The following is a 26,663-nucleotide window of genomic DNA, read 5'->3' as shown; positions in this document are numbered from 1 at the left end:
GTATGTCAGGACACTCCAAGTGGGCTACGACCAAGCACAAGAAGGCCGTGATCGACGCCAAGCGCGGCAAGCTGTTCGCCAAGCTCATCAAGAACATCGAGGTCGCGGCCCGCACGGGCGGCGGGGACCTCGCCGGTAACCCCACGCTCTTCGACGCCGTCCAGAAGGCCAAGAAGTCCTCGGTCCCCAACGACAACATCGACCGCGCCCTCAAGCGCGGCTCGGGCCAGGAAGCCGGCGGCGCCGACTACCAGACGATCATGTACGAGGGCTACGGCACGGGCGGCATCGCCGTCCTGGTCGAGTGCCTCACGGACAACAAGAACCGTGCCGCCGCGGAGGTCCGCATCGCGTTCACGCGCAACGGGGGCCAGCTCGCGGACCCGGGCTCGGTGTCCTACCTGTTCTCCCGCAAGGGCGTCATCGTGGTGCCCAAGGAGGGCACCACCGAGGACGACGTGATGGAGGCCGTCCTGGAGGCGGGCGGCGAGGAGGTCACGGACGAGGGCGACACGTTCGAGGTCCTCACCGAGGCCACCGACCTGGTCGCGGTCCGCACCGCGCTGCAGGACGCCGGCATCGAGTACGACTCCGCGGACGTGGTCTTCCACCCGTCCATGGAGGTCGAGGTCGACGCCGAGGGCGCCCGCAAGATCCTGCGCCTGATCGACGCGCTCGAGGACAGCGACGACGTGCAGAACGTCTACGCGAACTTCACCGCGAGCGACGAGGTCATGGCCGAGCTCGAGAACGACGACTGACCCACCACCCGGTGTGACCAAGGGCTCTCGCGCGACCGCTCGCGTGGGAGCCCTTCGTCGTGGGTGGCGCGTGAGAAGGTGAGCGCGTGCGCGTGCTCGGAGTGGACCCAGGCCTGACCCGCTGCGGCGTGGGCGTCGTCGACTCGTTGCCCGGGCGGCGCGCGCAGATGGTCGCGGTCGGGGTCCTGCAGAGCCCCCCGGACATGTCGGTGGACCTGCGCCTGCTCACGATCGCCCAACGCCTGGACGCCTGGATGGACGAGCACGTCCCGGACGTCGTGGCCGTCGAGCGGGTCTTCGCCCAGCACAACGTGAGCACCGTCATGGGCACCGCGCAGGTCGCGGGGCTCGCGATGGTCGCCGCGGCCCGCCGCGGGGTCCCGGTCGCGATGCACACCCCCAGCGAGGTCAAGGCGGCCGTGACCGGCACGGGCCGGGCGGACAAGGTCCAGGTCCAGCGCATGGTCGCGCGCATCCTGGGCCTGGCCGAGCTGCCCAAGCCCGCGGACGCCGCCGACGCCCTGGCGCTGGCGATCTGCCACATGTGGCGCCCCGCGGGCGCGCTGCAGGGCGGCGACCGCCACCAGCTCACCCCCGCCCAGCGGGCGTGGGCCGCGGCAGAGCAGGCCTCGCGCGGCCCGCGCCGCTAGGTGCCCGCGGCAGGGGCACGTGCCGGGGGAGCGCGGTGCGTCGAGGTGCCCGACGGCGAGGCTCACCCGGGCGCACGCCCGCCCGTTGCTAGAGTGGCCGCAGTTTCGTACAGGTGTTCGGGATCGGTCGCGCGCGGCCGGGGCCCGCGAGGATGCATGGAGGCACAGTGATCGCTTCGCTGTCGGGAACGGTGGCGAACGTCCGCCTGGACCGCGCTGTCATCGAGGTGGGCGGCGCCGGGGGAGCCGTGGGGTACCTCGTGCACGCGACCCCCGCGACCCTGTCCACGCTGCGCGTGGGCGAGGCGGCAAGCCTGTCCACGAGCATGGTCGTGCGCGAGGACTCGTTCACCCTGTTCGGGTTCGCCGACGACGACGAGCGCACCGTCTTCGAGGCCGTGCAGACCGTCAGCGGCGTCGGCCCGCGCCTGGCCCTGGCGATGCTCGCTGTCCACACGCCTGACGCCCTGCGCCGCGCCGTGGCCTCCGAGGACATCGCCGCGCTCATGCGCGTGCCCGGTATCGGGCGCAAGGGCGCCCAGCGCATCGCGCTCGAGCTCGGCGACCGGCTCGGGGCCCCCACGGGCGCCGGCGACGGGACCGGCGAGGAGGCGGCAGGCACGGGCGCCGCCGTGGTCGACGACCAGCGCGACCAGGTCGTCCAGGCGCTCGTGGGGCTCGGCTGGAACCCCAAGGCCGCCGAGGACGCGCTCGCCACGGTCCTGGCCCAGGCCGGCGTCGACGTCGTCGCCCCCGACGAGATCGCCGGCGCCCTGCGCGCCTCGCTGCGCGTCCTGGGCGGCCCCCGTGGGTGACTTCGACCGCGTCGGGTACGCCGAGGGCGAGGAGCCCTTCACGTCCGAGCGGATCGTGGCGCCGGCCGCGGACGACCTCGAGCGCGCGGCCGAGGCCGCGCTGCGCCCCCGGCGGCTCGAGGAGTTCGTCGGCCAGCTCGTCGTGCGCGACCAGCTCTCCCTGGTCCTGCAGGCCGCGCTGGCCCGCGGAGCGACCCCCGACCACGTCCTGCTCTCGGGCCCCCCCGGGCTCGGCAAGACGACCCTCGCCATGATCATCGCGGCCGAGCTCGGCGCGTCCCTGCGGGTGACGTCGGGCCCCGCGATCCAGCACGCGGGCGACCTCGCCGCGGTCCTGTCCTCCCTCGAGGAGGGCGAGGTCCTGTTCATCGACGAGATCCACCGGCTCGCGCGCCCCGCCGAGGAGCTGCTCTACGTCGCCATGGAGGACTTCCGGGTCGACGTGGTCGTGGGCAAGGGCGCCGGGGCGAGCGCGATCCCGCTGGCCCTGCCGCCGTTCACGGTCGTGGGGGCCACCACGCGCGCCGGGCTGCTGCCCGCGCCGCTGCGCGACCGGTTCGGGTTCACCGGGCACCTCGACTTCTACTCGCCCGACGAGCTCCAGCGCGTCCTGGTCCGCTCGGCCGGCCTGCTCGGCGTCCGGCTCGACGCCGACGCCGCCCACGAGATCGCGGGCCGCTCGCGCGGCACCCCCCGCATCGCCAACCGCCTGCTGCGCCGCGTGCGCGACTGGGCCCAGGTGCGCGGCGACGGCTCGCTGGACCTGCGGGCCGCGCGGGCGGCGCTCGAGGTCTACGAGGTCGACGAGCTCGGCATGGACCGCCTCGACCGGGCCGTGCTCGGCGCGCTGTGCGCCCGCTTCAACGGCGGCCCCGTGGGGCTGAGCACCCTGGCCGTGACCGTGGGCGAGGAGGCGGAGACCGTCGAGACCGTCGTCGAGCCGTTCCTCGTGCGCGAAGGGCTGATCGGGCGCACCCCGCGTGGGCGCGTCGCGACCGCGGCCGCCTGGGCGCACCTCGGGCTCACACCCCCCGACCCCCTTGCGCCCCGCGGCCCGGGCGGCCTGACAGGGGGACGGAACGGCTCCGGACGGACGGGGCGAACCCTGTTCGACACCGGGGCCTAGACTGGGGGAGTCTGAGCGGCGGAACTCCACGGTCGTACGGTTCGTTGGTGATCCGTACGCGTGCGCCTAGACTGCCGCGCAGATCCCAGCACAGAACAGGAATCGGTTACCCCGTCATGGACTTCAGTCTCATCCTCATCCTCGCCCTCGCCGCAGGTGCGATGTTCCTCATGACCAGCCGGTCGCGCAAGGCCCAGAAGGAAGCAGCAGCCTTCCGGACCAACCTGGCCCCCGGCCAGGAGGTCATGACCGGTTCCGGCCTGTTCGGCACCATCGTCGCGGTCGACGAGGAGAAGGACATCATCACGATCGAGTCCACCCCCGGCAACCAGTCCCGCTGGCTGCGGGCGGCGATCGCCAAGCTCGTCGAGCCGCCCGTCGCCGAGGACCCGGCAGAGGACGACGACGAGGACGGCTCGGTCCTGGGGGACACCGACTCGACCTCGACGGTCGACGACGTGCTCGACGTCCCGGACGACCTGTCCGGACTGACGGACAAGCCGGGGGACAAGCGGGACGACGGCACCGACAGCAAGTGACACACGTCGCGCCCCGATCCCGGGGCGCGACGTCGATCCGCGTCATCGCACGCTCGATGTCGCGCGCACGAGAAGAGACGGATAGTTGGCCACCTCCAACACACGACGCGCCAGGCCCGTACGTACCCTGGTGATCCTCGCTGCACTGATCGTCGCGTTGTTCGCGTCGATCTTCGCCGGCACCAAGTGGTCGGACGCGAGCACCACGCCCGGACTCGCCCTCGACCTGGAGGGCGGCACGCAGATCATCCTGACGCCGATCGCCTCCGAGGGGCAGGTCACCGACGAGACGATCCAGCAGGCGATCAACGTGATCCGCCAGCGTGTCGACTCCTCGGGAGTCACCGAGGCCGAGATCACCAGCCAGGGCAAGAACATCGTCGTCGGGCTGCCCGGCACCCCGAGCGACGAGACGCTCGACCTCGTGCGGAAGTCCGCGCAGATGCGCTTCCGCCCGGTCCTGACGTACGGAGCACCCACCCCGGTGGCCTCCGAGACGCCGGCCGAGGAGCCCACCGAGCCCACCGCGCCCGTGACCCCCACGAGCCCCAGCGACCTGGCCCAGATCACCCCGGAGATCCAGGCCCAGTTCGACGCGCTCGACTGCACCGACCCCAAGAACCTGACGGGCGGCACCGGTGACGACGCCGACGCCCCGCTCGTCACGTGCGCCGACGACGGCACGGTCAAGTACATCCTGGGCCCGGTCGAGATCGAGGGCACCGAGATCTCCAACGCGAGCTCGGGCCTCGGCACCACGGCCCAGGGCGTGAGCACCGGCCAGTGGGTCGTCAACATCGAGTTCAACGCCGAGGGCACCAAGGCCTTCCGCGACACCACCACGCGCCTGGTCGCGCTGCCTGCCCCGCAGAACGCGTTCGCCATGGTCCTCGACGGGCTCGTCATCTCCGCCCCGACGGCCAACGTCGCGATCCAGGACGGCAAGGCCGAGATCTCCGGCAACTTCACGCGCGAGAGCGCCGCGCTGCTGGCCAACCAGCTCAACTTCGGTTCGCTCCCGCTGACCTTCGAGGTCCAGAGCGAGCAGCAGATCTCCGCGACGCTCGGCAGCGAGCAGCTCGAGAAGGGCCTCATCGCCGGCGCGATCGGACTGCTGCTGGTCGTCATCTACTCGCTCTTCCAGTACCGGGCCCTCGGCCTGGTCACGGTGGCCTCGCTCGGCATCGCGGCCGTGCTCACCTTCGGGGTGATCCTGCTGCTGTCCTGGACGATCGGGTACCGGCTCTCCCTGCCCGGTGTCGCGGGCATCATCGTCGCGATCGGCATCACCGCTGACTCGTTCATCGTGTACTTCGAACGCATCCGCGACGAGCTGCGCGACGGACGCACCCTGAACTCGGCCGTCGAGAAGGGCTGGGACCGCGCACGGCGCACCATCCTGGCCTCGGACGCGGTCAACTTCCTCGCTGCGGTCGTGCTGTACTTCCTCGCCGTGGGCGGCGTGCGCGGCTTCGCGTTCACGCTGGGTCTGACGACGCTGATCGACCTGATCGTCGTCTTCATGTTCACGCACCCGGTCATGCAGCTGCTCGCACGCACCAAGTTCTTCGCGAACGGGCACCCTGCCTCGGGCCTCGACCCGCGCCGCCTCGGCGCGAGCGCCCGGTACGCCGGGCGCGGACGGGTCGCCCGGCAGGGCGCCGAAGGCACCCAGGACGCACCCGTGAGCGACACGTCGAGCGACGAACCCTTCGGCAGCCCCACGCGGGAGAAGGTCGGCGCGAGCGTCGGCACCGCCACGGCGGGCGAGGGGACCCGGCAGACGATCGCCGAGCGCCGCGCAGCCGCACGGCGCGCGGCCGAGTCCGGCTCGACCACCACCGACTCCTCGACCGAGGGCGACAAGAACGAGGAGAACCTCTGATGGCGCAGGGATTCGCCCAGTGGGGCAACGACCTCTACACGGGGCGCAAGTCCTACCAGATCGTCGGCAACCGCCGCCGCTTCTACATCGTCGCGATCGTCATGGTGCTCCTGTCGTTCGGGGTCCTGCTCACCAAGGGCTTCAACCTCGGCATCGACTTCCGTGGCGGCTCCGAGTTCGTCGTCTCGAACGTCAGCGACACGAGCCAGCAGCCCGCGATCGACGCCGTGTCCGAGGTCGCCCCCGCCGAGGTGCCGCGCGTCACGACGGTCGGCGGCAGCGCCATCCGCGTCCAGACCGACCGCCTGACGGCGGACGAGGTCACCGAGGTCAGGGACGCGCTCGCCGGCGCCTACGACGTGACCGAGAACGACGTCACGACCGCGTTCATCGGCCCCAGCTGGGGCAAGGACGTCTCGCAGAAGGCCATCACAGGCCTGATCGTCTTCCTCGCGCTCGTGGGCGTGGTCATGACGATCTACTTCCGCAACTGGCGCATGGCCGCGGCCGCGCTCATCGCGCTCTTCCACGACCTCATCATCACGGTCGGGATCTACGCGGCGATCGGCTGGGAGGTCACCCCGGCGACCGTGATCGGCTTCCTGACGATCCTCGGGTACTCGATCTACGACACCGTGGTGGTCTTCGACAAGGTCCGCGAGAACACGGCCGGCATCCTCGACCAGACCCGCAGCACCTACGCCGAGCGCGCGAACCTCGCGGTCAACCAGACGCTCGTCCGGTCGATCAACACCTCGGTCGTGGCCCTGCTGCCCGTCAGCGCCATCCTGTTCATCGGCGCGTTCCTGCTCGGCGCCGGCACGCTGCGTGACATCGCGCTCGCGCTCTTCGTCGGCATGGCCGTGGGTGCCTACTCCTCGATCTTCCTGGCCACGCCCCTGGAGGTCTCGCTGCGCGAGCGCGAGCCCGCCATCAAGGAGCACACCCAGAAGGTCCTGGACAAGCGCGCCGCGCTCGTCGCCGAGGCGGCCGAGGGCACGGGCGGTGCCTCGCGCGACGCCCAGCTCGCCGCGGCCGGGGTCCAGGCCACGGGCCAGCTCCAGCCCGGATCGCACCAGGGCGTCAAGGCGCAGCCGCGACGCAAGCGGGGGCACTGACCCCTCATGAGCACCAGCAGCATCCTGCCCGTCGGACTGACGGGCCTGGGGTCCGAGCGCGCGGCCGAGGTCCTCGGACTGATCCGCGACGTCCCGGACTACCCCCAGCCCGGCGTCACGTTCCGTGACATCACCGGTCTGCTCGCCGACGGCAGGGCGCTGGGCGACGTGGTCGACTCCCTCGCGGCATTCGCCGCGGGGGGCGTCGACCTCGTCGCCGGTCTCGAGGCCCGCGGCTTCCTGATCGGCGCACCGCTCGCCACACGCCTCGGCGTCGGCTTCCTGCCGCTGCGCAAGGCCGGCAAGCTCCCGCCGCCCACCGAGACCGTGACCTACGACCTCGAGTACGGCACGGCGTCGATCGAGCTGCGCACGGGCACCCTCCCGCAGGGCGCGCGCGTCCTGATCGTCGACGACGTCCTGGCCACGGGCGGCACCGCCGCGGCGGGGGTCGAGCTGATCGAGCGCTGCGGAGGCGTCGTCGCGGGGGTTGCGTTCCTCCTCGAGCTCGACGGCCTCGGCGGGCGCGCGCGGCTCGCAGGCCACCAGGTCGACACGCTCCTGCGCGTGGAGTCGTAGGATTGCCACTCCGACGGACGTCGAGATTCTCCGGCGACCAGGGAGAGGAGGCACGCATGAGCGAAGAGACACGGACGGGTCGATCGTCCGGTGAGAGCGGGCCGTCCTCGGCGGCGCGCGTACGCTCGCGCCTCGTGCGGTTCGGTGTGCGGGGGAGCCAGGGCGGCACGCCCGCCCTCGAACCGGTGCTGCAGGCGGTACGTACCAACCACCCCAAGTCCGACCTCTCGGTGATCGAGCGGGCCTACGCGACCGCGGAGAAGGCCCACCGCGGCCAGATGCGCAAGAGCGGCGACCCGTACATCACCCACCCGGTCGCGGTCGCCACGATCCTCGCGGACCTCGGCTTCGACGGCGCGACGTTGGCCGCCGCGCTGCTCCACGACACGGTCGAGGACACCGAGTACTCGCTCGAGCGCCTCACCGAGGAGTACGGCGAAGAGATCGCGATGCTCGTCGACGGCGTCACCAAGCTCGACAAGGTGACCTACGGCGACGCGGCCCAGGCCGAGACCGTGCGCAAGATGGTCGTGGCCATGGCCCGCGACATCCGCGTGCTGGTCATCAAGCTGGCCGACCGCCTGCACAACGCCCGCACCTGGAAGTTCGTGCCGTCCTCCTCGGCCGAGCGCAAGGCGCGCGAGACCCTCGAGATCTACGCGCCCCTGGCCCACCGCCTGGGCATGAACACCATCAAGTGGGAGCTCGAGGACCTGTCGTTCGCGACCCTCTACCCCAAGGTGTACGAGGAGATCGTCCACCTGGTCGCCGAGCGTGCCCCGGCCCGCGAGGAGTACCTCGCCGTGGTCCGCGAGCAGGTCACGGCGGACCTGCGCACCGCCAAGATCAAGGCGACCGTGACCGGCCGCCCCAAGCACTACTACTCGATCTACCAGAAGATGATCGTGCGCGGGCACGACTTCGCGGAGATCTACGACCTGGTCGGCGCACGCGTCCTCGTGGACACGGTGCGCGACTGCTACGCGGCGCTCGGTGCGCTGCACGCGCGATGGAACCCGGTGCCGGGCCGGTTCAAGGACTACATCGCGATGCCCAAGTTCAACATGTACCAGTCGCTGCACACCACGGTGATCGGTCCCGGCGGCAAGCCCGTCGAGATCCAGATCCGCACGCACGACATGCACCGCCGCGCGGAGTACGGCGTCGCGGCGCACTGGAAGTACAAGGAGATCGCCAAGGCGAGCGGGGCTCCCGAGCCCGCGCAGAACGACATGGCCTGGCTGCGTCAGCTCGTGGACTGGCAGCGCGAGACCGCGGACCCCTCCGAGTTCCTGGACTCGCTGCGCTTCGAGATCGGCGGCGCGGAGGTCTACGTCTTCACGCCCAAGGGCGACGTCATCGCGCTGCCCGCGGGGTCGACCCCGGTCGACTTCTCCTACGCCGTGCACACCGAGGTCGGGCACCGCACCATGGGGGCCCGGGTCAACGGTCGCCTGGTGCCGCTCGACTCGACGCTCGAGAACGGCGACGTCGTCGACGTCCTGACGTCCAAGTCGGAGACCGCCGGGCCCAGCCGCGACTGGCTCGCGTTCGTCAACAGCCCCCGCGCGCGCAACAAGATCCGCCAGTGGTTCTCCAAGGAGCGCCGCGAGGAGGCCGTCGAGCACGGCAAGACCGCGATCGCCAAGGCCATGCGCAAGCAGAACCTGCCCATCCAGCGCCTGCTCAGCCACGAGTCGCTCGTGGCGCTCGCCAACGAGATGCGCTACCCCGACGTCTCGGCGCTCTACGCCGCGATCGGCGAGGGGCAGGTCTCGGCCGCGAGCGTCGTGCAGAAGCTCGTGCACGCCATGGGCGGCGAGGACGGCGCGTCCGAGGACCTCGCGGAGGTCGCGCGCCCAGGGCACACCTCGCGCCGCCCCCGCACGGGCGACCCGGGCGTGGTCGTCAAGGGCGTGGACGACATCTGGGTCAAGCTCGCCAAGTGCTGCACCCCGGTGCCGGGCGACGAGATCATCGGCTTCATCACGCGCGGCCAGGGCGTCAGCGTCCACCGCGCGGACTGCGCCAACGTCGTCGGGCTGCGCAACCAGCCCGAGCGCATCGTCGAGGTCGACTGGACCACGGGCAGCAACGCCCTGTTCCTGGTCCAGATCCAGGTCGAGGCCCTCGACCGCTCGCGTCTGCTCTCGGACGTGACCCGGGTCCTGTCGGACCACCACGTCAACATCCTGTCCGCGACGGTCTCCACCTCGAACGACCGGGTCGCGATGTCCCGGTTCGTGTTCGAGATGGCCGAGCCCGGGCACCTGGCCACGGTCCTGTCCGCGGTCCGCAAGATCGACGGCGTGTTCGACGTCTACCGCATCACGGGCTCCAAGGCGGCCGAGCAACCTCAGCTGCCGGCCTGACCCCGGGCACTACCGAACGCCCCACCTGCCCGACGACGTCGCGCACGTGGGGCGTTCGTCGTCCGGGCGAGGGGCGCGCTCGACGGGTGCCACGGTGCCCCCGGTGGCAGCATCGGGGGATGGACCTGCCCGTGCTCCCGCCCACGCTGCCCATGCTCGCCAAGTCGGTCTCGGGCGTCCCTGACCCCGCCGCGGTCGACGGCGGGCTCGTGTTCGAGCCCAAGTGGGACGGCTTCCGCGCGATCGTCTACCGTGACGGCGACGAGGTCCGCCTCGACAGCCGCAGCGCCAAGCCCATGGAGCGCTACTTCCCGGACGTCGTGGCGGCCGTGCTCGACGCGTTGCCCGAGCGGTGCGTGGTCGACGGCGAGATCGTGCTCGCCCAGGGCGGCAGGCTGGACTTCGAGGCACTCCAGCAGCGCATCCACCCCGCGGCCTCGCGCGTCGCCCGCCTGGCCGCCGAGACGCCGGCGAGCCTCGTGGTGTTCGACCTGCTGGCGCTGGGGGACGACGACGTCACGCAGGAGCCGCTGAGCCGTCGCCAGGAGCTCCTCGCGGGGCTGGGGCTCCACGGCCCGCACGTGCACCTGACCCCCCGCACGACGGACCGTGCCGTGGCCCAGGACTGGTTCGCGGTCTTCGAGGGCGCGGGCCTCGACGGCGTCGTCGCCAAGCCGCTCGCCGCGCCCTACCAGCCCAACAAGCGGGTCATGCTCAAGGTCAAGCACGAGCGCACGGCGGACGTGGTGCTCGCGGGATACCGGCTGCACAAGACCTCGACCCCCGAGGACCCGCTCGTGGGCTCGCTGCTGCTGGGCCTGTACGACGACGCGGGAGCGCTGCAGTTCGTCGGGGTGGCGGCATCGTTCCCCATGGCGCGACGGGCCGAGCTCGTGGCGGAGCTGGCGCCGCTCGTGCTGGACCCCGGGAGCCCCGAGGCCGCCGAGCACCCCTGGGCGGGGTGGGAGAGCCCAGGGTCCGGTCGCATGCCCGGCGCGCAGTCGCGGTGGAGCGGCACCAAGGACCTGTCGTTCGTGCCGCTGCGCGTCGAGAAGGTCCTCGAGGTGGCCTACGACCACATGGAGGGGTCCCGGTTCCGGCACACGGTCCAGCTCCGGCGCTGGCGCACGGACCGGGAGCCCGGCTCGTGCACGTACGAGCAGCTCGAGGAGCCCGTGAGCTACCGGCTCGACGAGCTGCTTCCGGGGGCGCCGGGGGCGGCGTGAGCGGACGCCGTCGCCGGCCGATGCACCCGGGCTCGGTGGTCACAGAACCGGAACGACGCAAGGACCGACTGCGCAGGCATCGGCGAGTGTCACTCCTGTCCACCGAGCGGCTGGGGGCTTGGTAGGGACGGGGTAGGAGTGAGCGCTGGGCCGGACGGGGTGGGGGCTGCCCCGGGATAGCGCGCCTGCAGGTCGCCGTCGAACAGTCGCCACGAGAAGTCGTTCATCCGGGTCGCCGTGGGAGCGTGCCGGGCCAGGACGCGCGCCACTGCCGCCGGCATCTCCGGCGGGATGTCGCCGCTCGCGCACTGACGCACGAAGGCGTTGCGTGCAGCATGGCCGTCGCTGGCCGGCAACGGTACATCGCACACCGTGGTGACCAGCCAGTTGACCAGTCGCATCGCCGCATAGTCGGCATCGTGGTCGACGTGGTCCGCGACGAAGTCACGCTCGGCGTCGGACAGGTCGAAACGAGGCGAGGTGGCCAGCCCGAGGTCGACGAGGTAGATCTGGTCGTCGTCGGCCCGCAGGTTGCCGAAGTGTCCGTCCATGTGCAGCACCTCCCTGCGACGCAGGAACGCGACGGCCTCGAAGAGCTGCCGCTCGAACGTCTCGACGCTCTCCACCGGGTTCTCCAGCCTCTCGACCAGCCGGTCGGGGAGGTGCTCGAGAAAGAGCACGAGGCTGGAGGTCGCGTCGGCCAGCTCCTCGAAGCGGGTCCGGACTGCCGGGTCGCCTCCGAACTGGGCGACGACCGCCTCGATGTCCCGATGCTCGGGCGCGACCGGTGGGCGTCCCGGGAGCACCCGCCAGTGGTGCAGCAGGGCGAAGGACTCCGACTCACCGTCGAGGACACCTTCGGTGACGGTGACGTTCGCGGCCAGCTCGCGCCACGCGCCGAAGCCCGGGCCGGCGAGTCGGTGCATGCCGTACTGACAGAAGGTCGGCAGGTCGAACAGGTTCGCCGTGCTGTGCGGATGCGCCAGTTCACGGTCGGTGATCGGGACTCGCTTGGCGAACACCGTGATGCCGTCGACGTCGAGCACGCAGGTGCCACCGCCGACGCCCACCGCGCTGGTCGGTGCATCACGGAGGAACGCGGACAGCTCGTCGTCGTCGCGGGCGGCGAGCGAGGCTGACGCGAGGTCGTGACGGGCACGCCGGGTGCTGAGCATCACGCCATTGTGCCCGCAGCTGGGCAGTGAACTCTGGGGCCAGGCGCTGGACTGGCGGCCTGGGCCCGAAGAGACGTGCACGAGCGGTCGAGGCACGCGGAGAGCGGTCAAGCCTTCTCGTCGTGCTCCTCGTGCCGCGAGGCGTCCTTGCTGGGCTGGACCCGCTTGGGCTCGCCCGCCATCTTGGGGTGCTCGGGAGGGTAGGGCAGGTCGCCGAGCCCGTGGTCGCGCTCGTCGCGCGCCGCGAGCTCGAGCGCTGCCTCGAGCGAGTACCGCTCGCCGGGGCTCGTGGCGTCGAGGCGTGCATGCAGGTCGCCGACCTCGGCGAAGCGCGCCGGCATGGTCAGGACGTCGAAGTCGTCGGGCCCGACGTCGGGCACCTCCTCCCAGTGCAGGGGAGCCGAGACGGTGGCGCGGGCGTTGGTACGGATCGAGTAGGCCGAGGCGATCGTGCGGTCGCGGGCCATCTGGTTGTAGTCGACGAAGATCTTCTCGCCCCGCTCCTCCTTCCACCACTTCGTGGTGACCTGGTCCGGCAGGCGGCGCTCGAGCTCGCGCCCGATCGCGATGGTCGCCCGGCGTGCCTCGACGAAGCCCCAGCTCGGCGTGATGGGGACGAACACGTGCAGACCGCGCCCGCCGGACGTCTTGGGGAACCCCTCGAGCCCCAGCTCCGTGAGCACCTCGCGCAGGTGCGGCGCGACCCTGGCCGCGTCCGTGTAGTCGGTCCCGGGCTGGGGGTCCAGGTCGATGCGGAGCTGGTCGGGAGCCTCGACGTCGGCCCCCGTGACCGGCCACGGGTGGAACGTGAGGGTGCCGAGGTTCGCGGCCCAGAGCACCACCGCGAGCTCGGTGGGACGCACCTCGTCGGCGGTGCGGCCGCTGGGGAACGCGATCCGGGCGGTCTCGACGTAGTCCGGGGCCCCCTGGGGCAGCCGCTTCTGGAAGAACGCGTCGCCGCTGCTGTCGGTGCGCGTGCTGAGCCTGGCCCCCTCGAACACGCCTTTGGGCCAGCGCTCGAGCGTCGTGGGCCGTTCGCGCAGCGCCGCGAGGATCCCGGGACCGACCGACTGGAAGTACGTGACGACGTCGAGCTTGGTGAGCCCGCGGCCCGGGAAGACGACACGGTCCGGGCTCGTGACGCGCACGGTGCGTCCGTCGACGTCGAGCTCGACCGCCGGGGTCGTGGAACGAGGCATCTGTTCACGGTAGACGGGGGCCGGGCTCGCCGCCTGCGGGCGCGGCCCGCAGGCGTCCGGCGAGCGCGTCCAGGACCCGGCGGGCCCTGGGCGCGCCGGTGCGCCGAGAGCGCAGGTCGAGCGCGTCACGGACCGCGTCGAGGTCGAGCCCGCACCGTGCCACGAGCGCGACCAGGACGGGGCCGCTTGCCCGCGGGTCGTGCAGGCACGCGAGGTCCAGGGCCGTGCGTTCGACCGTCGTCACCAGGACGCCACCGAGGAGCGCGACCTCGGTACGCAGGAGGGCGCTCTGCCGCGGGGCTCGCCCGGGCAGCGGTGGCGGGCGGTGGACGCCGAGCGGGTGGATCACCTCGACCGTCGAGGGAGCCGGCGTCCCGCCGTGCACCCATGCGGCGCTCAGGCCGCCGACCACGGTGCGCTCGGGCACGAGGTGAGCCAGGGAGGCCGCACGGACCGCGGGGGTGAGCGGCGTCGTCGGGCGCACGGCGACGTCTCCCCGGACACGCACCAGCGCCCCCGAGCGGACCAGGTCCGCGAACGCGACGGCACCGCCGACGTGCGCCGGCCGCACGAGCTCGGGCGCGGGCGGCACGCGGACGGCCATGGCGAGGTCCGCCGGGTGGTGCGGTCCAGCAGGTCCGGTGCCCGGTGGGGCGGGCGCGTGGGCGCGGGGAGCGGTGCCGGTGGACATGGGGCCAGCCTGGCGCCCCGTCCGGACATGCGCGAGGGGCCCGGTCGGGCCTGTGGAAACTCTCGTCGTCCACAGGCCCGCCCGGGCCCCTCGGATGGTGCAGGATCAGCCGCGGGAGTCCTCGGCGGCCTTCACGACCTGCTCGAGCCAGGCGCGGCGAGCCGCGATCGAGGACTCGATCTCGGCGATCTTGCGCTTGTCGCCCTTGGCGGTCGCAACGGCCAGGTCCTCCTCGAGGCCCGCGATCGCGGACTCGAGCTGGGCGGCCGCGCCCTCGGCGCGCGCACGCGTCTCAGGGTTGGAGCGCGACCACTGGGACTGCTCGGCGTCGCGGACCGCGGTCTCGACCGCGCGCAGGCGGGCCTCGACGCGCTGGATGTCGGCGCGAGGAACCTTGCCGGCGTCCTCCCACTTCTCCTGGATGTCCCGCAGGGCCGTCTTGGCCTGCGCGAGGTCCGTCACGGGGACGAGCTTCTCGGCCTGCTCCAGCAGAGCCTCCTTGACGACCAGGTTCTCCGCGTACTCGGCGTCCGTGGCGGCGTTGAGCGCGTCCCGGGCCTCGAAGAACGCGTCCTGCGCTGCACGGAAGCGGGCCCACAGGGCGTCGTCGTCGCGGCGGTTGGCGCGCCCGGCCGCCTTCCACTCGGTCATGAGGTCGCGGAAAGCGCCGGCCGTGGCGCCCCAGTCCGTGCTGTTCTGCAGGGCCTCGGCCCGCTGCACGAGCTTCTCCTTGACCTCCTTCGCGGAGGAGTTGCGCTGCTCGAGCTCGGCGAAGTAGTGCCGACGCTCGCGGTCGAAGGCCGTGCGGGCGTGGCTGAAGCGCTTCCAGAGCGCCTCCTCGCTGGCCCGGTCGATCCTCGGCCCGTTGCGCTGGGCGTCCTTCCACTGGTCGAGCAGCTTGCGCAGCTCCTCGCCCGCGGGACGCCACTGGATGCGCGCCGGGTCCGTCGAGGCGATCTTCTCGGCTGCCTCGATGATCTCGGTGCGGGCGGCGAGCGCCGCCTCCTTGGCAGCGTTGCGCTCGGCCTCGAGCTCGGCGCGGCGCGCAGCCGCGACCGTGCGCAGCGACTCGACGTGCGCGCGCAGGCCGTCCAGGTCGCCGACGGCCGAGGGCTCGGCGGTCTCCTCACCGAGCTTGGCGAGGGTCGAGTCGATCTCCTTGACGGACAGGTCCGTACCGGTCAGCCGGGCTTCGAAGAGCGCGACCTTGGCCTGCAGGTCCAGGTAGCGACGCACGTAGAGCGCGAGCGCCTCCTCGGGGGTGACCCCGGGGAACTGCCCGACGCTGCGCTCGCCCGCGGCCTCGGTCACGTAGACCGTGCCCTCCTCGTCGACGCGGCCGAACCCGGCCGCGGCCTTCGCAGCGGCGCTGTCGTCAGGGATGACCGCCGCGGCCGCGGCCGGGGCGATCGACGCGGCGGCAGGGGTCGCAGCAGCCGGGGCACCCGGGCGCGGGGGCCGGGGCACCGGGACGGCGCTCGGCTTGGGCGCGGGGCTGGGCTTGGGGGCCGGCGCCGCCTCAGGGGCGTCGGCCGCGGGGGCCTGCTCGGCCTCGGCCTCGGCCTCGGCGACGGGGGCCGGTGCGGCGTCCGTCGCGTCCGCTGCAGGTGCGGCGTCGGTGACCTCAGCGTCGGTGTCGGCCGTGGCCTCGGAAGGAGCCTCGTCCGCGACGGGCGCGGCTTCCTCGACGGAGGGGGCCTCGTCGGCTGCTGCCACGGGCGCGTCGGTCTCGACGGTCTCCGTGGCGGCGGGTGCCTCGGCACCCTCGGCCGGTTCAGCGACCGCCGGCACCTCGACCTGCTCCGTTGCGGTGGCCTCCTCGGATGCCTGCGCCGGAGAGTTCGCGTGGTTCTCGGTGCTCTCGCTCACTGGGTCTCAACTCCTTCGATGGTGACCGGGGTCGCGGGGGAGCCGTCAGGGGCCCCGTCCGCTGTCCCCGCGTCAGCGACTGCTCGGACGACGTCCAAGCCGGATGTGATCTTGCCGAAAACTGTGTACCCACCGGTGTCGGTCGGCAAGGTGGTGTCCTCGTAGACGAGGAAGAACTGGCTGCCGTGGGAGTCCGTGGTCTGGGCACGGGCCATGGCGATGGTGCCTGCGGGGAAGAACCCGTCCTCGGGCGTGTTCTCGACGGGCCCGAACGAGTAGCCCGGACCCCCGGTCCCGGTGCCCGTGGGGTCGCCGCACTGCAGGACGAAGAGCCCCGAGGTCGTCAGGCGGTGGCACTGCGTGCCGTCGAAGAACCCGCCCTGGGCGAGCGAGACGAAGCTCGCGACGGTCTGAGGAGCGGCCTGCCCGTCGAGCGTGAACTCGATGTCGCCCGCGCTCGTGCGCAGCTCGCCCGTCCACTCGCGGTCCTCGGCGGCGGAAGGGGGAGGGAGCGTGAAGGTCTTGTCGGTCGCGCCGGCGTCCGAGTTCGCGGAGAGTGCCAGCACGACGACACCGCCCACGACGGCGAGCGCGGCGACCGCGCCGACGATGGTCCACGTCCGCTGCTTGCGGGCGCGGGCCTGCGCCTGACGCTGGGTCCACTTCTCCTCGCGGCGGCGGGCACGCTCGCGTTCGCGCTTGCTCGTCGTCACCCCAACTCCTTCGTCTCACGTCACGGGCCGCTCCGCGTGCGGGCGCGAGGGCGCGTTCTGTGCACGGGTGATCCACGGTTTCAGAGGACAGTCTAGGCATCGGGAGCGTTCTGGCGCCGTGTCGTGCCGCCTTTCAGGTCACGGTCCGGTATCAGGTGCCCCCTTTGTGCGGGTCGTTAGTGTCGTCCCATGGACCTCTTCCTCGTGGTGGCCCCCGTGTTCGGCACCAACTGCACGCTCGTCGTGCCCCGCCTCGAGGGGCCGCTGCCCGACGACGTCGCGCGCCCCTGCGTGATCGTCGACGCAGGGGCCGGGGTCGTCCCGGGCGTCGTGGAGCTCGTGCGCGAGCAGGGGCTCGCGCCTCGCGCGGTCCTGGCCACGCACGGGCACGCCGACCACACCTGGGACGCGGCCGAGCTGTGCGAGCTCTACGGCGTCCCGTTCTGGATCCACGCGGCAGATGCCTACCGGCTCGCCGACCCTCTGGGCACGATCGAGAGCGCCCCGCCCGCGGGGCCCGACGGCCGGGTCGTGCCCGGCCCCCTGGCCGCGGCGCTCGCCGCGGGCGGGGCACGGGTCGAGGACTACCGGGCTCCGGGCGACGTGCGCACCTTCGGTACGGCCGGCGAGCCGGGGGCCGGGGCCCGCGAACGGCTCGACCTCGACGGCGTCCTGGTCGACGCCCTGCACGCTCCGGGGCACACCCAGGGCTCGACGCTCTATCTGCCCGTCGTGGTGGGACCCGACCCGAGCGGCGACGGCGGCGCCCAGGCCGGGGTCGTGCTCGCCGGGGACGTCCTGTTCGCAGGGTCGGTGGGGCGCACCGACCTGCCCGGCGGCGACGGCGAGACGATGCAGCGAACCCTGCGCGACGTCGTCGGGCGCCTCGACGACGCCCTCCAGGTGGTCCCGGGCCACGGGCCGCTGACCACGATCGGCCGCGAGCGCCGGACCAACCCGTACCTGCGGGGTCTGTGAACGGATTGCTCGTCCGGTCCTGGAGTCTGGAAAGATCGGGTCCCATGGCCCGACCTACACCTCTCTCCGGTTTCCCCGAATGGCTCCCTGCTGGACGCGTCGTGGAGCAGCACGTGCTCGACACGCTGCGTCGCACGTTCGAGCTCCATGGTTTCGCGGGGATCGAGACGCGAGCCGTCGAGCCCCTCGACCAGCTGCTGCGCAAGGGCGAGACCTCCAAGGAGGTGTACGTGCTGCGCCGGCTCCAGGAGGAGACGGCGGAGGGGGCCGCGGACGAGCGGTCGGGCAAGGCCGACAAGCAGCTCGGCCTGCACTTCGACCTGACCGTGCCGTTCGCGCGCTACGTGCTGGAGAACGCCGGTCACCTGGCGTTCCCGTTCAAGCGTCACCAGATCCAGAAGGTGTGGCGCGGCGAGCGCCCCCAGGACGGGCGTTTCCGTGAGTTCGTGCAGGCGGACATCGACGTCGTGGGTGCGGGCGAGCTGCCCTACCACTTCGAGGTCGAGCTGCCGCTGGTCATGGCCGAGGCGCTGGGCGAGCTGCGCTCGATCGGCGTGCCCGAGGTCCGCATCCTGGTGAACAACCGCAAGGTCGCCGAGGGCTTCTACCGCGGGCTGGGGCTGGACGACGTCGAGGGCGTGCTGCGCAGCATCGACAAGCTCGACAAGATCGGCCCGGACAAGGTCGGGGCGCTGCTGGTCGCCGAGACGGGCGCGACGCCCGAGCAGGCGGCCGCGTGCCTCGCGCTCGCGGCGATCTCCGGCTCGGACGCGAGCGTCGCGGAGCGGGTGCGGGCGCTCGCGGGCGAGCACGGCGTGACCTCGGAGCTGCTCGAGGAGGGCCTGCGCGAGCTGTCGGCGCTGATCGACGCGGCGGCCGTGCGGGCGCCGGGGGTCGTGGTCGCCGACCTCAAGATCGCGCGCGGCCTGGACTACTACACGGGCTCGGTCTACGAGACGGTGCTGGTGGGGCACGAGCAGCTCGGGTCGATCTGCTCGGGCGGGCGCTACGACACCCTGGCCTCGGACGGTGCGAACACCTACCCGGGGGTGGGGCTGTCGATCGGCGTCTCGCGGCTGGTCTCGCGGCTGCTGAGCGCGGGCCTGGTCCGCTCGACGCGGTCGGTGCCGAGCGCGGTCGTGGTCGCGGTCACGAGCGAGGAGACGCGTGCCGCGTCGGACGCGGTCGCGGTCGCGCTGCGTTCGCGGGGCATCCCGGTCGAGGTCGCGCCGAGCGCGGCGAAGTTCGGCAAGCAGATCAAGTTCGCGGACCGTCGCGGCATCCCGTTCGTGTGGTTCCCCGCGGGGATCGGTGCGGACGGCGAGGTCGTTGCGCACCAGGTCAAGGACATCCGCTCGGGCGAGCAGGTCGCCGCTGACCCGGCGGTGTGGGCCCCGGCCGAGGAGGACCTGTGGCCGCGGGTCGTGCCCGCGGGAGAGTGAGCCCGCTGTCCGGGCGCTGACCCGGGAGGACGTGCGTGAGGCCCGGCAGGGGATTCCCCTTGCCGGGCCTCACGCGTGCTGCGGGTCGGTGCGCCGTGCCGCCGGGCGCGGCGACGGCGCCTCGGTGAGGGCCGCTCAGGCCTCCGGGATGTCCCGGCCGAAGGTCTCCAGGGTGATGTCGGCCGGGTCGGGGCCGCGGCGCACGCCCTGGTCGAGCGCGTCGATCGCGGCGAGCTCGGCGTCCGTGAGCGTGAAGTCGGCCACGTCGAAGTTCTCGGCGATGCGGGCGGGCTTGGTCGACTTGGGGATCGCGGAGCGGCCCTCCTGCAGGTGCCAGCGGAGCATGACCTGCGCGGCGGACTTCCCGTGCGCCTTCGCGATCGCGAGGATCTCGGGGTCGTCGAACGTGCGGGCACCGCCCTCGCGGTAGGAGGTGATGCCGCCGATGGGGGACCAGGCCTGGGTCAGGATGCCGTGCGCCGCGTCCACGGCCTGGAGGTCGCGCTGCTGGAAGTACGGGTGGACCTCGACCTGGTTGACGGCCGGGACGACGCTCGCCGTCTCCAGGAGGCGGTCGAGGTGCTCGGGCATGAAGTTGCTGACGCCGATCGCGCGGACCTTGCCGTCGGCCAGGAGCGTCTCCAGCGCGCGGTAGGCCTCGAGCGTGAGGTCGAACCGGCTCGGCAGGGCCTGGTGCAGGAGCAGCAGGTCGATCTGCTCGACACCGAGCTTGCCCGCGGACTTGTCGAACGCGTGCAGCGTCTTGTCGTAGCCGTAGTCGCTGATCCACACCTTGGTCTCGAGGAACACCTCGGCCCGGTCGAGGCCCGACTCGGCGATCGCCCGGCCGACCTTGCGCTCGTTGCCGTAGGCCGCGGCGGTGTCCACGAGCCGGTACCCGGTCTCGAGCGCGGTGCGGACCGAGGAGACGGTCTCCTCGGGTGCCGTCTGGAAGACGCCGAAGCCGAGGGCCGGCAGGGTGACGCCGTTGTTCAGGGTGAGGACGGGGATGGTCATGCGGTGCTCCTTGGGGGGTTCCGGTCGTGCAGACGGAAGGGCTGAAAGGGTGGGCTGAGGGCGTCGGGAACGCCGAGCGGGGGTCCCCGACCGCCGTCGACGGTCAGGGCAGGACCACGACCTTGAGGGCCTCGCGCGCGTCCATGGCGCGGTAGGCCTCGGCGACCTGGTCGAGCGGGAGGACGCGGTCGAACACACGACCGGGATCGACGCGTCCGGCGAGCACGTCCGGCAGGACGTCCTCGATGTAGGCCCGCACCGGGGCGGGGCCGCCGGTGAGCGTGATGTTGCGTCCGAACAGCGAGCCCCACCCGACGGGTGCGTCCTCGTACTGCGGGACCCCGACCCGTGAGATGACGCCGCCCACGCGCACGACCCCGTACGACTGCTGGTAGGCGGGCATGTGCCCCACGGCCTCGATCACGACGTGCGTCCCCTGCCCGTCCGTGAGGTCACGGACCCGGGCGACGCCCTCCTCGCCACGCTCGGGCACCACGTCGGTCGCGCCGAGCTCGACGCCCAGTGCGGTGCGGTCGGTGTGGCGTCCCATGAGGACGACGCGCTCGGCGCCGAGCCGTCGGGAGGCCAGGACCGCGCTCAGCCCCACGGCGCCGTCCCCGATCACGGTCACGGTCCGCCCGGGACCGACCTTGCCCATGTGGGCGGCGTGGTGCCCGGTCAGGAACACGTCCGAGAGCGAGAGCAACGAGTTCAACATCGCCTCGTCGGTGTCCGCGAGCGCCGTGCCGGTCCGCACGAGCGTGCCGTCGGCGAGGGGGATGCGTACGGCCTCGGCCTGGGCGCCGCCCACCCCGCCCGTGCCGAAGAAGTGCCCGTGCACGCACGAGGTCTGCATGCCCTCGCGGCAGTACACGCACGTATTGTCCTGGATGCCGAACGGGCAGATCACGAAGTCGCCGCGGCGGACCGTGGCGACGTCGGCCCCCACGTCCTCGACGACGCCGAGGAGCTCGTGCCCCATGGGGCGGGGCTCGCCGGCGTAGGCGTGGTAGCGGTGCAGGTCCGAGCCGCACACGCACGCTCGCACGACCCGCACGAGGGCGTCGGTGGGCTCCTGGATCACGGGGTCGGGGACCTCGTCGACCCTGATGTCGCCCGTGGCGTGCAAGAACGTCGCTCGCATGGATTCGGTCCCTTCGTCCGGGTGGCCACCGGTCGGTCGGCGGCACTGCATCCACTCCACCATCGCCCGGGTGAGGGAGGAACGCCCTGTCGAGAGGGGTACTGACAGTGCATGGCTCGGGCGGGGCGGGGTCCGTAGGGTCGAGGGCATGGACCCACGAGACGAGGTGCGAGACTTCCTGTCGAGCCGCAGAGCCCGGTTGAGCCCGACCGAGGTCGGGCTGCCGCCGAGCACCGGGCGGCGCAGGGTCCCGGGCCTGCGCCGGGACGAGGTCGCGGTCCTCGCGGGCGTCTCCTCGGAGTACTACGCGCGGCTCGAGCGCGGCAACCTGGCCGGGGCGTCGGACGCGGTGCTCGATGCGCTCGCGTCGGCCCTGCGGCTGGACGAGGCCGAGACGCAGCACCTGCGTCATCTCGCGCACTCCGCCAACCAGCCGGCCCGCAAGCGGCGCGAGCCGGTGCGTGCCGCGACGGTCCCGGTGTCGGTGCAGCGCGTCCTGGACTCGATGACGACGACCCCGGCGTACGTGACGGACAGCCGTCGCGACATCGTGGCGACCAACGCTCTGGCTCGCGAGCTGCACGCCCCCGTCCACGACTTCGCGCGAGAGACGGGTACCGCGCCCAACACCGCGCGGTTCGCGTTCCTCGATCCTGCGGCTCGGCGCTACTACGTGGACTGGGACGAGGTGTCCCGCGCCGTGGTGGCCGCGCTGCACGGCGCTGCGGGACGCAACCCGTACGACCGGGCGCTCAGCGACCTGGTCGGCGAGCTCTCGACGCGCTCCGAGCGGTTCCGGGAGCTGTGGGCCACGCGTGACGTCCGCGTGCACCGGGCGGGTCTCAAGCGCATGCACCACCCCGCCGTCGGGGTCCTGGCGCTCGACTACGACGTCATGGAGCTCGCCCAGGAGCCGGGGCTGGGCCTGGTCGCGTACAGCGCGGCCCCGGGGAGCCCCGCGGCCGACGCCCTCGCGCTGCTGGCGTCGCTCGCGGCGACCCGCGACGCCGACGCGGTTGCCGAGGCGGTCGGTGCGGCGGGCGCGCCCGACGGGGCGGGCGCCGACCGGGCGACGGGCGTGTGACGGCCGCCGTCTCGCGTCGGGACCTGCTGCGCGTCGCGGTCGCCGGTGCCGGGGTCCTCGCCGTGGCCTCGTGCGCGGGGACGGGAGGTCGGGCGCAGCCTCGCGAGCCTGTCGCGGCCGGCCCGACGACGGCACCGCGGCCCACCACGGGCGCGACGGCTGGCGGCGGCGCGCTGCTCGTCTTCTTCTCCCGCCCCGGCGAGAACTACTGGGACGGCGGCCGGCGCGACCTCGAGGTCGGCAGCACGGAGGTGCTGGCGACCATGATCGTCGAGCGCACGGGTTGCGACCTCCACCGCGTCACCGCCGCCGACCCGTACCCGCACGACTATGACGAGACGGTGGCGCGCAACGTGCGCGAGCAGGACGAGGACGCCCGCCCGCAGATCGCCGAGCCGCTGCCGGACCTCGCCGGGTATGGCAACGTGATCCTCGCGAGCCCGATCTGGAACGTGCGCCCGCCCATGATCATGTCGACGTTCCTCGACGGCCTCTCGCTCGCGGGCACGACGATCCTGCCCGTCACGACGCACGCCATGAGCGGCCTCGGCCGGGCGCCCGAGGTCTACGCGACCCTCGCTCCCGACGCGGTCGTGGGCGAGGGGCTCGCGGTGCGCGGGGAGGGTGTCGCCGACGCCGGGCCGGAGATCGACCGCTGGGTGCGCGCAGCGGGGATCGGCTGAGTCGTCCCGGGCCACCGTCGTCGACAACATGATCGAACATGTGTTCGAATGGCGCCATGAGATGGGACGGGCAGGCGATCACGGCGGACGACGGCGCGCTGCCCGGGCTCGGCCGCATGGCGGGGCTCGTGCGGACCGTGCGAACCCCGGAGTTCGCCGGGGTCACGTTCCACGAGGTGCTCGCCAAGAGCGCGCTGTCCAAGGTGCCGGGGGAGTCCCGCATGCCGTTCACCTGGACGATCAACCCGTACCGCGGCTGCTCCCATGCGTGCTCCTACTGCCTCGGCCCCGACACGCTCATCCTCCGTGGTGACGGGCGTCAGGTGCCGTTGCGTGACATCCGGGCGGGTGACCAGGTCGTCGGTACCGAGGTCAGCGGCCGGTACAGGCGCTATGTCCTCACGACTGTCGAAGACGTCTGGGCAACACGCAAGCGAGCCTTCGCCATCACGCTCGAGGACGGGACGCGTCTCACGGCGAGCGGCGATCACAGGTTTCTCACGGACCGCGGCTGGAAGCATGTCGCCCCCGGTGAGTGCGGGGCGGGCCAGCGGCCGTATCTGACGACGAACAACAAGCTGATGGGATTCGGGACGGGCGATCTGGAGACGCACTCGGCCTCCCGGGACGACGCGGCCTACCGGCGCGGCTACCTCACGGGCATGATCCGTGGCGACGGGATGCTCTTCAGGAGGACCTACCGGCGCCGCAGCGGGAACCCCAACAACGTCAGCATGTTTCGGCTCGCACTGGCGGACCGGGAAGCCCTCGACAGATCGCGCGACTTTCTCGAGCAGGCGGGTATCACCACCACGATGCGACCGTTCAGCGCCGGATCCACCACGAGACGATCGATCATGGCCATCTTCACGTCCAGGTCCGCGCACTTCGACGCGATCCAGGCGCTCATCAGCTGGCCACCAGTGGTGGAGCGCGAATGGGCCATCGGCTATCTTGCGGGGATCTTCGACGCGGAGGGCAGCTGCTCGCAAGGGGCGCTGCGCATCTCGAACAAGGACGAGGAGATCCTCACGCGCATCACCCGAGCGCTCACGGTGATCGAGGTTCCGTTCGTGCGCGAGCCACCCAGGGAGAACGGGGTCTCCACCATCAGGGTCGTCGGTGGGCTGGCGGCGCGGACGAGGTTCTTCAGGATCGTCGATCCTGCGATCAGCAGGAAGCTCGCAATGACCGGGCGCGCCGTGAAGTCGGACGCGCCGCTCACGGTCCGGTCGGTCGAGGACACCGGGGAGGTGCGCGACCTTCTCGACCTCACGACAGGGACTGGGGACTTCATCGCGAACGGCGTCATCAGCCACAACTGCTTTGCCCGCCCCTCGCACCGCTACCTCGACATGAACCCCGGCGAGGACTTCGACAGCCAGATCGTCGTGAAGATGAACGTCGCCGAGGTGCTGCGGGCCGAGCTCGCCAAGCCGTCCTGGGCGGGCGACGCGGTCGCGCTCGGCACCAACACCGACCCCTACCAGCGCGCCGAGGGACGCTACCGGCTCATGCCCGGGATCATCGACGCCCTCGAGGCCTCGCGCACGCCGTTCTCGATCCTCACCAAGGGCACGCTCCTGCGCCGAGACCTCCCGCGCCTGACGCAGGCGGCGCAGAGCGTGGACGTGGGCATCGGGGTCTCCTTGGCCTTCGTCGACGAGGACCTCCAGCAGGCCGTCGAGCCCGGGACGCCCACGCCGCGCGCCCGCCTCGACCTGATCCGCGCCGCCCGGGGTGCCGGGCTGCCGTGCGGGGTCATGATCGCCCCGGTCCTGCCCTGGCTCACCGACTCGACCGACCACCTCACGCGCCTGCTCGACGCGGTCCACGAGGCCGGCGCGACCGGCGCCACGGTCCTCCCGCTGTTCCTCAAGCCCGGCACCCGCGAGTGGTTCATGGCCTGGCTGCGCCGCGACCACCCCGAGCGGGTCGCGGGGTACGAACGCGTCTACGCGGGCGGGTCGTACGCGAGCCGCGCGTACCAGGACTGGTTGTGGGACCGGGTGCGCCCCCTGCTCGTCGAGCGCGGCTTCGCGAGCGCCGGGCACCGGTCCCAGGCGCGCACATCCGGCCACGCCCGGACCGCCTGGCACCCCGAGACCCCTGGCGAGCGAGCGCGGCCCGACGAGGGCGACTACCCGGCCGGGAGTCTGGTGACGCAGCACCGGGACAGCGGCAGACCGCCAGGACGCACGGGCACGAGCGCGGCCGCGAGCGCCGAGCAGCTGCTCTTCTAGGACAGGCATGCACCAGGACGGCTACGCTCTCGCACCATGACGCCCGCCTGGCCGACCTCTCGCGGGCTGCCCGCCCTGGAGGACGTGGCGCCGCACGTCCGGACCCCGTTCGGGGACGTCGTCCTGTCCGCCCGGTGCGCCGGACGGGTCCTGGGAACCGCTCCCGGCCCCGCGTTGGCCCTGCCCGCCGGCGGTCGGCTGCTGCACTGGAGCGGCCCCTCGTGGTCGCTCGAGCAGATCCTCACGCCCCTGCCGACCTTCGACGAGGAGGGGAGGTCTCCGGCCACGACCTGGGGTGTGGCATGGCGGGTCCGGGCCCTGGGTGCGCCCATCGAGACGGGCCTGCGCATCGAGATGGCTGATCAGCCCGTCGGCCTCGAGGTCGGGACCGCCGACGGGCAGCACCTCGCGGCGCTCGCTGTCGACGACGGTCGCACAGAGTTGGTCATCGGCGGGCCGGACAGCGAAGGAGTCTGGGGCCTCGCTCTCCGAGGGCTGTGCCCCACGCGGTGGACGTCCGACCATCCCCAGCTTGCGAGCGACCTGTCGTTGGTGGACGAGGTGCCGCGCCGGCTCGGGTGGCCACGTGCTGCCAGCGACCAGCGACCAGCGAGGAGCCGCCGAGCGCCCTGGGCTCGAGTGGACCCTGCCTGCGCTCGAGGACGGCGAGGTCGCGGTCCTCGCGTGCGCCGTCTCCTGGACGCCGTACGACGCGGAGTCGGTGTGGGCGTGGCTGTCCGTGGACGTCGGGCCGGAGTACGTGGTCCGCCACGCGATGGGCACGGCCCCCGTCCGCTGAACGCGACGGCCCGGCGGACGCCCGCGCTCAGTCCTGCGCGAGCCGTGCCGGGAACCCGCCCGTGGCCACGGGGCCCCAGCCGGTGATCGTCACGCGCAGCAACGACTTGCCCTGCGCCACCATGGCCCGGCGGTACTCGTCCCAGTCGGGATGCTCCCCGGCGATCGAGCGGTAGTACTCGACGAGGGGCTCGACCGAGTCGGGCAGGTCGATCACCTCGGCCGTGCCGTCGACCTGGACCCAGGCGTCGTCGAAGTCCTCGCCCAGGACGCACAGCGAGGCGGCGGGGTCACGCCGCAGGTTCACGGCCTTGGCGCGGTCGGGGTAGGTCGAGACCACGACGCGCCCCTCGCCGTCGACCCCGTACGCGACGGGGCTCATCTGCGGGGCGCCGCCCGCGCGCCGGGTCAGCAGCACGGCCCGCCGGTTGGCGCGCAGGAACGCGACGAGCTCCGCGCGTCCGATCCGGTCCGTGGTCGCGATCCGCCTGGCCATGCGTGCCTCCTGGGGAGAGTTCTCCTGAACGTGGTCCGCCCACAGACTAGACTCGTCCGC

General features: G+C 72.5%; 24 protein-coding genes. 16 read left to right on the top strand and 8 right to left on the bottom strand.

Going from position 1 to position 26,663, the window contains the following annotated elements; all coding sequences use genetic code 11:
* The first annotated feature begins 2 nt into the window (after positions 1 to 2).
* The 10 genes from ACIPWA_RS09810 to ACIPWA_RS09765 all read left to right on the top strand — a co-directional run bounded on the left by ACIPWA_RS09810 (position 3) and on the right by ACIPWA_RS09765 (position 11,071).
* Positions 3 to 761 carry a YebC/PmpR family DNA-binding transcriptional regulator gene (locus tag ACIPWA_RS09810; RefSeq protein ID WP_056652119.1) on the top strand — a complete coding sequence of 253 codons (759 nt, stop codon included), beginning with the start codon at positions 3 to 5 and terminating at the stop codon, positions 759 to 761.
* Positions 762 to 847: 86 nt separating this feature from the next.
* Entirely contained in the window at positions 848 to 1,411 is a 564-nt protein-coding gene (gene ruvC, locus ACIPWA_RS09805) for a crossover junction endodeoxyribonuclease RuvC (RefSeq protein WP_400289810.1), read from the top strand.
* Positions 1,412 to 1,578: 167 nt separating this feature from the next.
* Positions 1,579 to 2,226 (top strand): Holliday junction branch migration protein RuvA, encoded by a 648-nt coding sequence (gene ruvA / locus ACIPWA_RS09800; protein ID WP_400289807.1) that lies wholly within the window; start codon positions 1,579 to 1,581, stop codon positions 2,224 to 2,226.
* Positions 2,227 to 2,278: 52 nt separating this feature from the next.
* Positions 2,279 to 3,352, top strand: a complete 1,074-nt coding sequence (gene ruvB / locus ACIPWA_RS09795) for a Holliday junction branch migration DNA helicase RuvB (RefSeq protein WP_400290719.1) — start codon at positions 2,279 to 2,281, stop codon at positions 3,350 to 3,352.
* Between the two features lie 116 nt (positions 3,353 to 3,468).
* Complete coding sequence (gene yajC / locus ACIPWA_RS09790; protein ID WP_400289805.1) at positions 3,469 to 3,891, top strand: preprotein translocase subunit YajC; 423 nt, start codon at positions 3,469 to 3,471, stop codon at positions 3,889 to 3,891.
* Between the two features lie 130 nt (positions 3,892 to 4,021).
* A complete protein-coding gene (secD, locus tag ACIPWA_RS09785) occupies positions 4,022 to 5,776 on the top strand; it encodes a protein translocase subunit SecD (RefSeq protein ID WP_400289803.1) in 1,755 nt (584 codons plus the stop codon).
* On the top strand, positions 5,776 to 6,894 hold the full coding sequence (gene secF / locus ACIPWA_RS09780; protein WP_056652101.1) for a protein translocase subunit SecF: 1,119 nt from the start codon (positions 5,776 to 5,778) through the stop codon (positions 6,892 to 6,894). The genes secD and secF overlap by 1 nt, the downstream gene beginning before the upstream one ends.
* A 6-nt stretch (positions 6,895 to 6,900) precedes the next feature.
* Positions 6,901 to 7,473 (top strand): adenine phosphoribosyltransferase, encoded by a 573-nt coding sequence (locus ACIPWA_RS09775; protein ID WP_400289800.1) that lies wholly within the window; start codon positions 6,901 to 6,903, stop codon positions 7,471 to 7,473.
* A 56-nt stretch (positions 7,474 to 7,529) separates the two neighbouring features.
* Positions 7,530 to 9,845 (top strand): RelA/SpoT family protein, encoded by a 2,316-nt coding sequence (locus tag ACIPWA_RS09770; protein ID WP_068625169.1) that lies wholly within the window; start codon positions 7,530 to 7,532, stop codon positions 9,843 to 9,845.
* Between the two features lie 119 nt (positions 9,846 to 9,964).
* Entirely contained in the window at positions 9,965 to 11,071 is a 1,107-nt protein-coding gene (locus tag ACIPWA_RS09765) for an ATP-dependent DNA ligase (protein ID WP_400289797.1), read from the top strand.
* Between the two features lie 89 nt (positions 11,072 to 11,160).
* Here ACIPWA_RS09765 and ACIPWA_RS09760 read toward each other — a convergent pair whose 3' ends face one another.
* The 5 genes from ACIPWA_RS09760 to ACIPWA_RS09740 all read right to left on the bottom strand — a co-directional run bounded on the left by ACIPWA_RS09760 (position 11,161) and on the right by ACIPWA_RS09740 (position 16,718).
* Positions 11,161 to 12,246, bottom strand: coding sequence for a protein kinase family protein (locus ACIPWA_RS09760; RefSeq protein ID WP_400289795.1), 1,086 nt, complete (start codon positions 12,244 to 12,246; stop codon positions 11,161 to 11,163).
* 107 nt (positions 12,247 to 12,353) lie between these two features.
* Complete coding sequence (gene ligD, locus ACIPWA_RS09755) at positions 12,354 to 13,445, bottom strand: non-homologous end-joining DNA ligase (RefSeq protein ID WP_400289793.1); 1,092 nt, start codon at positions 13,443 to 13,445, stop codon at positions 12,354 to 12,356.
* 4 nt (positions 13,446 to 13,449) lie between these two features.
* The gene (locus tag ACIPWA_RS09750; RefSeq protein ID WP_400289791.1) at positions 13,450 to 14,136 is read right to left on the bottom strand and encodes a hypothetical protein; all 687 of its coding nucleotides are present in this window, start codon (positions 14,134 to 14,136) and stop codon (positions 13,450 to 13,452) included.
* Between the two features lie 105 nt (positions 14,137 to 14,241).
* Positions 14,242 to 16,005, bottom strand: a complete 1,764-nt coding sequence (locus ACIPWA_RS09745) for a DUF349 domain-containing protein (RefSeq protein WP_400289789.1) — start codon at positions 16,003 to 16,005, stop codon at positions 14,242 to 14,244.
* Positions 16,002 to 16,718 carry a peptidylprolyl isomerase gene (locus ACIPWA_RS09740; protein WP_400289787.1) on the bottom strand — a complete coding sequence of 239 codons (717 nt, stop codon included), beginning with the start codon at positions 16,716 to 16,718 and terminating at the stop codon, positions 16,002 to 16,004. Before ACIPWA_RS09740 ends, ACIPWA_RS09745 begins: the two co-directional genes overlap by 4 nt.
* Before the next feature lie 189 nt (positions 16,719 to 16,907).
* Here ACIPWA_RS09740 and ACIPWA_RS09735 point away from each other — a divergent pair, with 189 nt between their 5' ends.
* Both ACIPWA_RS09735 and hisS read left to right on the top strand, forming a co-directional pair.
* Positions 16,908 to 17,696 carry an MBL fold metallo-hydrolase gene (locus ACIPWA_RS09735; RefSeq protein WP_400289786.1) on the top strand — a complete coding sequence of 263 codons (789 nt, stop codon included), beginning with the start codon at positions 16,908 to 16,910 and terminating at the stop codon, positions 17,694 to 17,696.
* Positions 17,697 to 17,740: 44 nt separating this feature from the next.
* Positions 17,741 to 19,138, top strand: coding sequence for a histidine--tRNA ligase (gene hisS / locus ACIPWA_RS09730; protein WP_400289785.1), 1,398 nt, complete (start codon positions 17,741 to 17,743; stop codon positions 19,136 to 19,138).
* Positions 19,139 to 19,273: 135 nt separating this feature from the next.
* On the opposite strand, the gene ACIPWA_RS09725 is transcribed toward hisS, so the two are convergent.
* On the bottom strand, positions 19,274 to 20,155 hold the full coding sequence (locus ACIPWA_RS09725; RefSeq protein ID WP_400289784.1) for an aldo/keto reductase: 882 nt from the start codon (positions 20,153 to 20,155) through the stop codon (positions 19,274 to 19,276).
* Positions 20,156 to 20,258: 103 nt separating this feature from the next.
* Positions 20,259 to 21,299, bottom strand: coding sequence for a zinc-binding dehydrogenase (locus ACIPWA_RS09720; RefSeq protein ID WP_400289783.1), 1,041 nt, complete (start codon positions 21,297 to 21,299; stop codon positions 20,259 to 20,261).
* Positions 21,300 to 21,447: 148 nt separating this feature from the next.
* Here ACIPWA_RS09720 and ACIPWA_RS09715 point away from each other — a divergent pair, with 148 nt between their 5' ends.
* From ACIPWA_RS09715 to ACIPWA_RS09700, 4 genes are all read left to right on the top strand, one after another.
* A complete protein-coding gene (locus ACIPWA_RS09715; protein WP_400289782.1) occupies positions 21,448 to 22,383 on the top strand; it encodes a helix-turn-helix transcriptional regulator in 936 nt (311 codons plus the stop codon).
* Positions 22,380 to 23,066, top strand: a complete 687-nt coding sequence (locus ACIPWA_RS09710; protein ID WP_400289781.1) for a flavodoxin — start codon at positions 22,380 to 22,382, stop codon at positions 23,064 to 23,066. Before ACIPWA_RS09715 ends, ACIPWA_RS09710 begins: the two co-directional genes overlap by 4 nt.
* A 56-nt stretch (positions 23,067 to 23,122) precedes the next feature.
* Entirely contained in the window at positions 23,123 to 25,309 is a 2,187-nt protein-coding gene (locus ACIPWA_RS09705; protein ID WP_400289780.1) for an intein-containing Rv2578c family radical SAM protein, read from the top strand.
* A 586-nt stretch (positions 25,310 to 25,895) separates the two neighbouring features.
* The gene (locus ACIPWA_RS09700) at positions 25,896 to 26,108 is read left to right on the top strand and encodes a hypothetical protein (protein WP_400289778.1); all 213 of its coding nucleotides are present in this window, start codon (positions 25,896 to 25,898) and stop codon (positions 26,106 to 26,108) included.
* Positions 26,109 to 26,135: 27 nt separating this feature from the next.
* Here ACIPWA_RS09700 and ACIPWA_RS09695 read toward each other — a convergent pair whose 3' ends face one another.
* Positions 26,136 to 26,603, bottom strand: a complete 468-nt coding sequence (locus ACIPWA_RS09695; protein ID WP_056652064.1) for a PPOX class F420-dependent oxidoreductase — start codon at positions 26,601 to 26,603, stop codon at positions 26,136 to 26,138.
* Positions 26,604 to 26,663 lie beyond the last annotated feature (60 nt).

Source organism: Oerskovia enterophila (assembly GCF_044748475.1).
Taxonomy (GTDB): Bacteria; Actinomycetota; Actinomycetes; order Actinomycetales; family Cellulomonadaceae; genus Oerskovia; species Oerskovia enterophila.
This window is presented reverse-complemented; position numbering and strand designations above follow the sequence as displayed.